The 9,127-nt window shown below is 34.5% G+C and carries 12 protein-coding genes and 1 pseudogene; all 13 read left to right on the top strand.

Annotated elements, in window-relative coordinates:
• The first annotated feature begins 12 nt into the window (after window positions 1–12).
• The 13 genes and pseudogenes from JCM12304_RS14195 (at window position 13) to JCM12304_RS14250 (ending at window position 9,073) form a co-directional block, all read left to right on the top strand.
• A complete protein-coding gene (locus JCM12304_RS14195; protein WP_040954484.1) occupies window positions 13–444 on the top strand; it encodes a YwqH-like family protein in 432 nt (143 codons plus the stop codon).
• Window positions 441–740 (top strand): YwqI/YxiC family protein, encoded by a 300-nt coding sequence (locus JCM12304_RS14200; protein WP_060681087.1) that lies wholly within the window; start codon window positions 441–443, stop codon window positions 738–740. Before JCM12304_RS14195 ends, JCM12304_RS14200 begins: the two co-directional genes overlap by 4 nt.
• Before the next feature lie 20 nt (window positions 741–760).
• On the top strand, window positions 761–1,372 hold the full coding sequence (locus tag JCM12304_RS14205; RefSeq protein ID WP_060681089.1) for a T7SS effector LXG polymorphic toxin: 612 nt from the start codon (window positions 761–763) through the stop codon (window positions 1,370–1,372).
• Window positions 1,373–1,413: 41 nt separating this feature from the next.
• On the top strand, window positions 1,414–2,583 hold the full coding sequence (locus tag JCM12304_RS14210; RefSeq protein ID WP_060681091.1) for a glycohydrolase toxin TNT-related protein: 1,170 nt from the start codon (window positions 1,414–1,416) through the stop codon (window positions 2,581–2,583).
• A 53-nt stretch (window positions 2,584–2,636) separates the two neighbouring features.
• The gene (locus JCM12304_RS14215) at window positions 2,637–3,224 is read left to right on the top strand and encodes a hypothetical protein (protein ID WP_156035940.1); all 588 of its coding nucleotides are present in this window, start codon (window positions 2,637–2,639) and stop codon (window positions 3,222–3,224) included.
• Between the two features lie 860 nt (window positions 3,225–4,084).
• Window positions 4,085–4,354, top strand: a pseudogene (locus tag JCM12304_RS20505) (DUF7957 family protein); the annotation flags it as partial.
• 414 nt (window positions 4,355–4,768) lie between these two features.
• A complete protein-coding gene (locus tag JCM12304_RS14220) occupies window positions 4,769–5,110 on the top strand; it encodes a hypothetical protein (protein ID WP_060681095.1) in 342 nt (113 codons plus the stop codon).
• A 137-nt stretch (window positions 5,111–5,247) separates the two neighbouring features.
• Complete coding sequence (locus JCM12304_RS14225; protein ID WP_060681096.1) at window positions 5,248–5,874, top strand: hypothetical protein; 627 nt, start codon at window positions 5,248–5,250, stop codon at window positions 5,872–5,874.
• A gap of 88 nt (window positions 5,875–5,962) precedes the next feature.
• On the top strand, window positions 5,963–6,187 hold the full coding sequence (locus tag JCM12304_RS20145; RefSeq protein ID WP_233880409.1) for a hypothetical protein: 225 nt from the start codon (window positions 5,963–5,965) through the stop codon (window positions 6,185–6,187).
• 394 nt (window positions 6,188–6,581) lie between these two features.
• A complete protein-coding gene (locus tag JCM12304_RS14235; protein ID WP_060681098.1) occupies window positions 6,582–6,857 on the top strand; it encodes a hypothetical protein in 276 nt (91 codons plus the stop codon).
• 98 nt (window positions 6,858–6,955) lie between these two features.
• Window positions 6,956–7,504, top strand: coding sequence for a hypothetical protein (locus JCM12304_RS14240; protein ID WP_060681101.1), 549 nt, complete (start codon window positions 6,956–6,958; stop codon window positions 7,502–7,504).
• Between the two features lie 105 nt (window positions 7,505–7,609).
• A complete protein-coding gene (locus JCM12304_RS14245) occupies window positions 7,610–8,080 on the top strand; it encodes a UCP033725 family protein (protein WP_060681103.1) in 471 nt (156 codons plus the stop codon).
• Between the two features lie 129 nt (window positions 8,081–8,209).
• Entirely contained in the window at window positions 8,210–9,073 is an 864-nt protein-coding gene (locus JCM12304_RS14250) for a DUF6612 family protein (RefSeq protein ID WP_060681105.1), read from the top strand.
• Window positions 9,074–9,127: the final 54 nt, after the last annotated feature.

Below are 9,127 nucleotides of genomic sequence, written 5' to 3' on the forward strand. Positions count from 1 at the left end.
GAGGTGTATCAGATGGCAGATGATGCTGATTTCCTAAGTCAGGCTTTTGCAGTTATATCCGGTCGGTCTGCTGATATTGAAGAAAAAATTGACAGATTAACGAAAGCTAAAAATGATATTCGTGAGGAACAGGCATCCAGTATGACGGAAATAACGAAAATTACCAAGCCGACTTTAGAAGGTGTTTGGTCAGGCAACCGTGCTACCAACTTTGATGATGACCGAGAAGATGCTTTAGAAATTATGGAAAAAATTACTGATGACTATGATGACTACATTCAGCGCATTGAGAATGAAATATTTCAATTAAATTTGCAAAAAGGTGCATTGGATATAGCAAGTTCTATTGCTCATCAGGCAGACAACCTTCTGGATAAAGGGGAAGAGGTTGCTGCAGAATTGGGAGATAAAATCAGAGATCTAAAAGGCAGGTTGTTCTCATGAAGGCACATATAGAAACAACTGGTGGTGGAGCTTCAGAAATCCGCTTGGAAATAGAGTCTGTCTTAAGTGAAATAGATGATGCAAAGCAAGCATTGCAAGAAGTCCAATTAACAGGTGCTAGTGAAAATGCGTATGGGAAAAACAAGCTGAATTATACAGACCAATGGTTGGAAAGAGAAAAAAATCTAGAGGAATTACTTAAGCAATATATGCAGGTCGTGGAAAAAAATCTGGCAGATACAGTGGCTAATGTGAAGACAATCAAAGAGCAGGATGAAGCCATAAAGCGAACTTAACATGGAGAGGCAGGTAAGTCATGGGTAATGAACGTTTATTGGAATCCAAAACACTGGTAGCTTCCATGGAAGATAGAGCTGTACAATATGAAAGCTTGAAGAAGCAGTTTGTCAGTTTGAAAAATGCCTTTCAAAAAATAGTCGATCTGGATGGTTTTAAGGGTCAGGGAGCCAGGGCAATCAAAGGATTCTATCAAGGGCAGATTGAAGTGGTAGATTCCTGGATCTCTATCTGCAACGTGAGAATTGCCTTCTTTAATGGTATATCAGGTTCAACGGAGGATGTGGATTTATCAGGAGACACATTGGTCCAAGTACCATTCTTGAAAGAAGAGTTATATACTGGACATACACAGTCAAAAGAGATGGTTGACGCCCAGCGAAAATCATTAAAAAGCATTTTTGATCGAATAAACGACCTTGTCTCCCTTCAGCCTTTCTCAAAGGAGGACTTTGAAGAAAAGATAGACCAGGCCAATAAGAAACGAAAAGATACGATGGAACAGGTAGCTAATCTGGATGAAGGACTAGTGGAGGAATATGCCTCTTCTGAGTATCTCGAGAATATGATGGTAGGTCTCTTCAGTGCTCTGCTTGATGCAACAAGCCAAGCTCAGCAATTTCGCCAATAAATTTTGATGCTCAGGCCTATCACAATAGTGATGTTTACCAGATGCGAGAAGATGCACAAGCACAAACAGATGCTTATCTCGAATTTAAAGAGCAACAGGAGGAGCAGCGACGTATCCAAAAAGAAATGGAAGAATTGGAAAACCGACCATGGTATGAAAAGGCGTGGGATACTGTTTCTACGTTTACAGGGGAAGTCACTGGCTATTATGATATGAAACGCGCAGCTACAGGTGTTGATCCAGTCACGGGCGAAGAACTATCTGAAGCAGATCGCATCAAAGCAGCCACATTCGCAGCAGCAGGCTTCATTCCGGTTGTCGGCTGGGCCGGCCGAGCAGCAAAAGGTGGAAATGCGATTTACAAAACCGCCAAGGGCGTCAAAGCGGTGGACCACTCCCTCGACGTTTATAAAAATGCCAAAGCATTCACTACGCTACAAAAAACAGAGTACGGTATTTATGGCCTTGCTTCCGCGAACGGCTTCAGTGAATATATTACCGGAAAAGATATGTTTGGGAATGAATTGAGTGAAGAAAAGCGGAATAGTAGTTTGACAGAAGCGCTGTTTGTGTTGGGCGTTGGTGGTGCAGGGGCTTATGTAGATCGGTTGCAGGCTGGGAATGCGGTTTATAAGAAATCAACAAAAATAGCTCAAGAAGAAAAAAATATTTCATTTGTTAATTCCATGAGTGATCAAGACAGTGAGAGGTACCACAGATTTTGGGAGTATGTAGAAAATAATATTAGTGTGGAAGATAGGATAAAGTTAAGTGATTGGAACCATAAACCTTCAGGTGAATTATATGCTAAATATAAGCCTACTTTCGACAATCCTAAATATTATAATCAAATTAATGGAAAAATAAATTGGCCACCTAATGATGGTTTTGAAGGTACACCAGTAAGGCATACCCTCGAAAAGGGAGCTTTGATTGACAGATATGGAGGACCTAAGGGTAATTATTTATCACCTCAAGGAGAAGGTTATGAGCAAAGAGCATTAGCATTGCACAGTGACTATGCAGAATATCACAAATATAAAGTTAGAAAGCCATTTAATGTAAGAATGGGGGAAATATCTCCTTGGTTTGACCGAGAGGGCGGTGGGATACAATTTCATTCTTCTATGCAAATTAAAGATCTTGAAGGCAATATGGTAGAAGCCACGGTTGAAAACTTACTTAAAAACAAATATATTAAAGAGATATAAGTTGGATATGTTGAGTGAGAGGAGCTAAAAAGTTGAAATATGAGGAAGCGTCTATGATTTTAAATAAAGTTGGGAAGGAAGTAATCCTTTCTGGAGATAAATTAATAGAAAAGTCTGGTCAAGGGGAGAATTACTATCAAGTACAAAAAACAGAAAAGAACTGGGAATACAGTCTTATATATAGCGAAAGAAAAGATGCACCTAAGAAAAAAGTAATTAAAAAATTTTCAAATGAAGAGATCGCGGTTAAATATTTCTTTTTAAAGCAGCTATCTTCCCACTATTATCTTAATTTTGTATTACCTACTAGTAAAAATGAAGTAGATTTCACAAAAGAAATAGTTAAACAAAAAGTTTCGGTTCTGGGCATTCCTTCAAGCTATTATGACTTTAAAGATAAAAGAAAGCCCTCTTCGATTCAAGTAGAAAAGAATAATGAAAACAACTTAATTGTACAATTCATTGGCAATGATCAGCAAATCCATTTGGAAACACTTCCGTTAGAAATTGAAGAAGGTTATGAAGTAATGTATGAGAGAATATACCTTTTATATTTACTTAAAACATTGGAGAAAGAATTAATGAATTCTAATGTACTTTCTTCCAACTTCACGGATGAGGATATCTGTGTATACTTATAAATTTGTATAACTGTAAAATAGATGTAAATTAATTAAGTATAAATATAGGAAATCTGTTATAAACTTCATTTTTTGACAGGTTTCCTAGTATAAAAATTCCTATATAAGAATTATGAAATCACTGTATCATTTCCATCTCCCTCAAAGCCCATCTAACATGCTTCGAGATTTATCACTATCACTTTTCCCAAGATACTCTGGAGGTACTTACTTATCTTCAGAAGAAGTAGCTTCTGATAAAACTAGATCTTGCTCTTCGTAGTGAGAATCCTAATACAAAGCATCCGCTAATAAAACTCACTTTTTAAAACAAAATGCAAACGAACTGAGTAGGATAGAATTTCTTAGAAATAAACACATTGAAATTACAAAGGAAGAATTGCACCACAGAATAAATATAATGGCATTAAGTGTTTCTTGAAAATAAAATAATGGATATACTTTATTAAAGCGATTTTCGAGATAAAATCCAAGGCAAGAAAGGATAAATAAGATGATTAGTGATTTGATTTTAGACAGAGAAAAAATGTAGTTATTTGGGGGACTTTGATGGAAATACAATAAAAGTCAAAGAGGTAGAAGTAAATAGTGGAATTATAATACAGGATTTAGGATTGGTTTTACTCATTGATGAAAAAGTAAAAGAGAACAAAAAAAATAGAATTAACTAGCCATAACCCGCAAGACAAAATATATGGTTTTAAAGAATATATAGATATTCTTGGTAAAGAACACCCTGAGATTTTAATTAAGATAGTATCGGAGACAGAAATTAGCTTTGCTTATAAACTGGAATTTAAAGTGCTTTATAAAGGGGGGATTTTTTTGCCAACTGCCATAGGTAAGTTTTATCTTTACCAGATAGAATTTTCATACTGTTAAAGATTCCAACTAGAGTACCACTAAGCCACAAGGAACTAAACAACGTACAATGTTATACTATTTCAGGAGATAAGCTTTGGCAAATATGCCCCTCAAATATTAGGAGTAGAAAAGAACTGAAAAGTGTGCCTTATGTTGGTTTAAATCTAGGTAAAAATAATAATTTATTTGCCACTGATTTTATGGGGAGAAAATTTCAAATTGATGTAAACGATGGAAAAATAATAGATATGCAAATAGTTAAGTAGTTTTATTTGAGAAATTAACAACATCTTTAATGGTAGTAATACCAGAAAATTTATCAATTCAAGAAGAAATCTGTTGAACAAATAAATAAAAAACATTTGTTGTCAGGGTGTTATTATTTTTTGGCATATATATTCTCAGCAGTAGAGTTTATTCCCTTTGTCAGCTAAGTCGGCAGTGCAGCAAAGGATGGAAATGCGATGCCAAGGGCGTCAAAGCGGTCGATCACTCCCTAGATGCCTATAAATAGGCCAAAACCTTCTCCTCTCTATCAAAAACAGAGTACAGTATTTATGGACTTGCTTCCGCTAATGGCTATAGTAGGGGAAGATACCAGGTCGATTCTTAGTTTTACAGAACTTGTATAAAAAAACTTACAGGAAAAATATAATAAAGAGAAGAAGGAGGAATTTAGTATGGAGAAAAATAATGCTCGCGATACAGCAAGAGAATTTATTAAAACAGCCAAAAAGTATTTTAATAATAAGATTGACGGGTTTACATTGTACTCTGTTACTGATGAACCATATAAAATGTTTAGTATAAAGTTTTGTGTATATAATTTCTATGTAGTAATACTTAATTATAAGAGAGGTCATTTCGGTTGTGCAATTTCTTATGGCGATGATGCTATTTCATTAAACACAAGAAATGAGTGGGAAGATAATAGTGATTTAATTGAATTTTGGTCAGATATAGATAAACAGCTAAAGTTAAGAATACCTGATAAATTTTTAGATGCTAATGGCTGGAAGTAGGATGCATAATTTATAGGTGAATAACTACTGGGAGTGAAACATTCCTGTTATATAAGCATTTCTCTTATAATTGTAAGGGTACCTGCTTGTAGCTATATAGTTTGGCCAAGTAAATTAATAGAACGAGAGGCTAATATATGAATATTAATAAAGTTTTACTTTTACTAAATAAACTAGGCATTCCTATGCAAATCACAAAAAATGGCCTAGAAGAAAAGAGTGGACAAGGGGAAAACTTTTATCGACTATATAAAGACAAACTTAATTGGCAGTTTGAATTGGTTGAAAAAGAAAACAATCATAAAGTTAAAATTTTAAAAAGCTTCTCTTCGGAATCGGAGGCAAGTAAATATTTCTATTCATTCCAACTAAAAAGGTGCTTTTTTGAACAATATATTTATCCATTTGAGCAAGATAATAAGGATATAAATATTGGAGGGCCTCATTGTAGTTTAAAGGATTTACAGGAAGCATTTAATAGATTAAATATAAATAAATCGTATTATAGTTTTAACGGACTTAAAAAAGCTAACAGTATTCTGCTAGAGCCAGTTAACGTTACTGAAAGTAAGGTTTTCTTTATAGGAGAAGACCAAAAAATTGTTGTTGAATCTCCAATAGCAGAAAACTGGTTAGCCTATTACAATACTTTTAAAAAAGCGTATAAGCTGTATTTATTAGATAAACATTTCGAATATTTATTATCTTGCGGTCTAGATACAGAAAAATTATCAGATGAGTATATAAAATTAGTTTTATCTTAATCTAGGATTCTCTCAAAATTGGAGTCGTGAAGTAATGGAAAAAAGGATACTGTTTCTGAAATAAATCCAATCTATGGAGGTAGGAAGAATGGAAAAAATACATCGGGGAGATGGCTTTGCAATTATTGAGAAAGATGGAGAGTATCTAATTTCTTGGGCTCAGGGGCCATACAATGAACCGGTTTTTTATCCTATATCTAAACTAAATATGGATAAAGCGTTTAAATCAGACCAAGACGCTTATGAAGTGATGACGTACGCAGAAACAGGTCAATGGCCTCCAGGTTGTGGAGGGAGAGATAGAAATCAATAAGGCATTTGCTTGGAAATCTCCAAAACTGCTTTTAAGCGCTCCAGATAACTAGGAATTATTTATAATATTTGAACTGAATGAGTTGCTGCCTTTAGCTAAGCGGGCACTTCTAAAAAAAGAGTATTAACTTATTGGGAAGTTGCTTCTAGGTTAACCATGTGATGAGTATATCTTTTAAAGAAGCTAAAAAAGTAAAGTTTAGCTCTAAAGGTGGACATGAAGATATAATTGCAAAATAGAAAACAAATTTAAATAAAGAATGAAGAGAACTGGTGAACTTTTAGAAGTTGCCGAATGCTGATAGTCTCACCATTCAAACATACAACGAAACTCAGAAAGTTAATAGCAAATTTACTAAGATTCATGGGAATTAAGTGCTTAAAGAGGTGACAAAATGGTTTTGAGAACGCCTGAAGCTGAAAAAAAGGATGTAGATTTTATTATTTCTGCCAATAAAGTTATAACTAAGGTTACGAGAAAAGTAGAAAAACACCATCAAGGTATAAGAGTAGATGGAACTATTTCTCATTTAAAGACTATTTTAATTGAACTTGAAAAAATGAAGGAACAACTTGATAATAAAAAATTCACTCCAACTTACCCTATTTTTATTACTGATTCATGGAGCTTCAATAATGATCTCGGTATTCAACTTCTTAAGCTCAACTAGAAATATAAGAAACTCAATTAAGTGCCTCACCTTGCTATTCAATATAGCATGTTTGCTTCAAGTATAAGTTCCGCTACTCAAAATTGGAAGTTAGCCTCATGCAAGCTAGTGATTTATCATGGAATCATGATACAGTGATATGGCAATATAACCATGAAAAGGTAGAAATCAAGATTGCCAATATAATTTTCTGCAGTGTAGATACAGTCAATGCATGTAATAATGTAACATGTGGGAGTAACCACATTGAAGAGGAAGTATACTTATTTTCTTTTGATGGTAATACTTTACTGCATTATAGAATGGAAAGTCGCACCATTACATGGATTAATGATGGTTTAAAAATAACGTTGGTTTTGGATCACATTGAACAAGCATTTTTATATCGAAGTGAAGATTTAGTCCTAATACTAAATGGAAAGAAAGAAAAAATCTTAACTGCATATTCTTTGGATGGAAGCCAATATTTCCGACGATTTGCTCCAACCAATTATAAATTTTCATATTTATCAAGAATGAGAAGTCTTCCCTCGGTTGTTTGTGAAGCTATAACCAAAAGTGAAGAAGATCAACTTGGTAGAAATCAATGGCATTTTAGTTTGGATATACAAACAGCTGCATTAGAAAAAACACATCTGGCATATTAATTCATTCTAAAATTGAAGTAATAAGATAGAGATTATTATCATCCACAACTTCATTCTCAACCAAGAAAAACTGAAGTAAAGTTACATGGTTTGGAGGGAACGAGCTTGAAATTCGCTATTTATCGAGGAGAAAGATACGCATGCAACATTAGAAACCGTAAAATCAGACTGAAATCGAGAGAAAAGAAAAGCGGTTTTACAGAATTGATTGATTTAGAAGGAAATGTTCATTCTGATATATTTATAAAGGAAGTAAGTGATCGAAAAGTAGAAGATGTATATGAATTAACACATGAAGCTATTTTTAAGGGAGTAACTTTTCAAACGAGTGGAATTGGAAAACATACCTTAGACGAAGGTGAGTTATTGTTGTTAAGTGATAATTTACAGGATATCTCCACCCATAATTTTTTTCGGGAAGATAAATTTGTATGCCATAAGAATGTAGCGCTAGAAGAGATTGACGCCCTCATTGAGATGAAAAATCATATATTAAGATTTAGAAGAAAAGGCTTGGTTACAACTAGAGTAAATCCTTCTTATATAAACGATTACTTAAAACAATTACTTCAATAGAATAGCAGGAAATAAGCTATTTTAAAATTCCTGCCCCTTAAAATCACTAACTATTCGGAAAAACCTGGAACCTTCCATATCCGTCTTTCGTATAGATAGGGAGACTAACTTAGAAAGGTGGATATTACATTGAAGAAATGGATGATGCTGCTCCTAACAACTCTATTGGCAACTGTTCTTGTGGCTTGTAATGAGAAGGCGGAGCCGACGGAAGGTACAGAAAAAGAAGAGGAAAGTGAGTTAACGGCAGAAGAAGTATATACTAAGGCACTGGAAGCTTCAGAAAAGATGGAAAGTGCTGAAGTGGATATGAAGCTAGAACAGCAAATTAGCTCGGAAGCTGACGGGGTAGCAATGGATACAGAGAGTGATTTTACGACAAAAATGACATTAGATCCACTTGCAACTCATTTAAAAGGGACGACGAAGATGAATATGGCAGGCACGGAAAATTTGCCGGCAATGGAAATGGAGATGTATTTGGTCGATAATGCTATGTATGTCTTTAGCGATCAAATGGGTCAATGGATGAAGATGGAAGGTGCTTCTATGGAAATGATCCAACAAATGGCAGGTCAACAACCGGATCCATCTCAACAGTTAAAGATGTTAAAAGATTATGCTGATCAATTATCCTTTGAGCAATCCTCTGATGAATTCATTTTAAAGCTAAAAGCAGATGGTGAGAAATTCAATGAATTAATTCAAGAAATGTTAAAGGAACAAATGCCTCCTGAACTTATGCAGGAAATGGGAGAAGAAGAACAGCAGGCGATTGAAGACATGAAAGTAAATAGCATGTCTTTCGAACTTTACCTTGATAAAGAAACATATCAAATGAATAAATTTAATATGGATATGGATATGACAATGCAGCCGGAGGGTGATGCAATTAACATCGTTCAAAAAGTTGATTCAACGTATTCCAATATCAACAATATTGATAAAATTGAAGTTCCTGAAGAAGTTAAGAATGATGCTGTAGTACAATAAAAATTAAAGGGACACTCGTTATTACTCCACGAGTGTCCTTTTTTACGGTTTATC

The sequence above is a fragment of the Virgibacillus halodenitrificans JCM 12304 genome, from assembly GCF_001310895.1.
Lineage (GTDB): Bacteria > Bacillota > Bacilli > Bacillales > Amphibacillaceae > Virgibacillus_Q > Virgibacillus_Q halodenitrificans.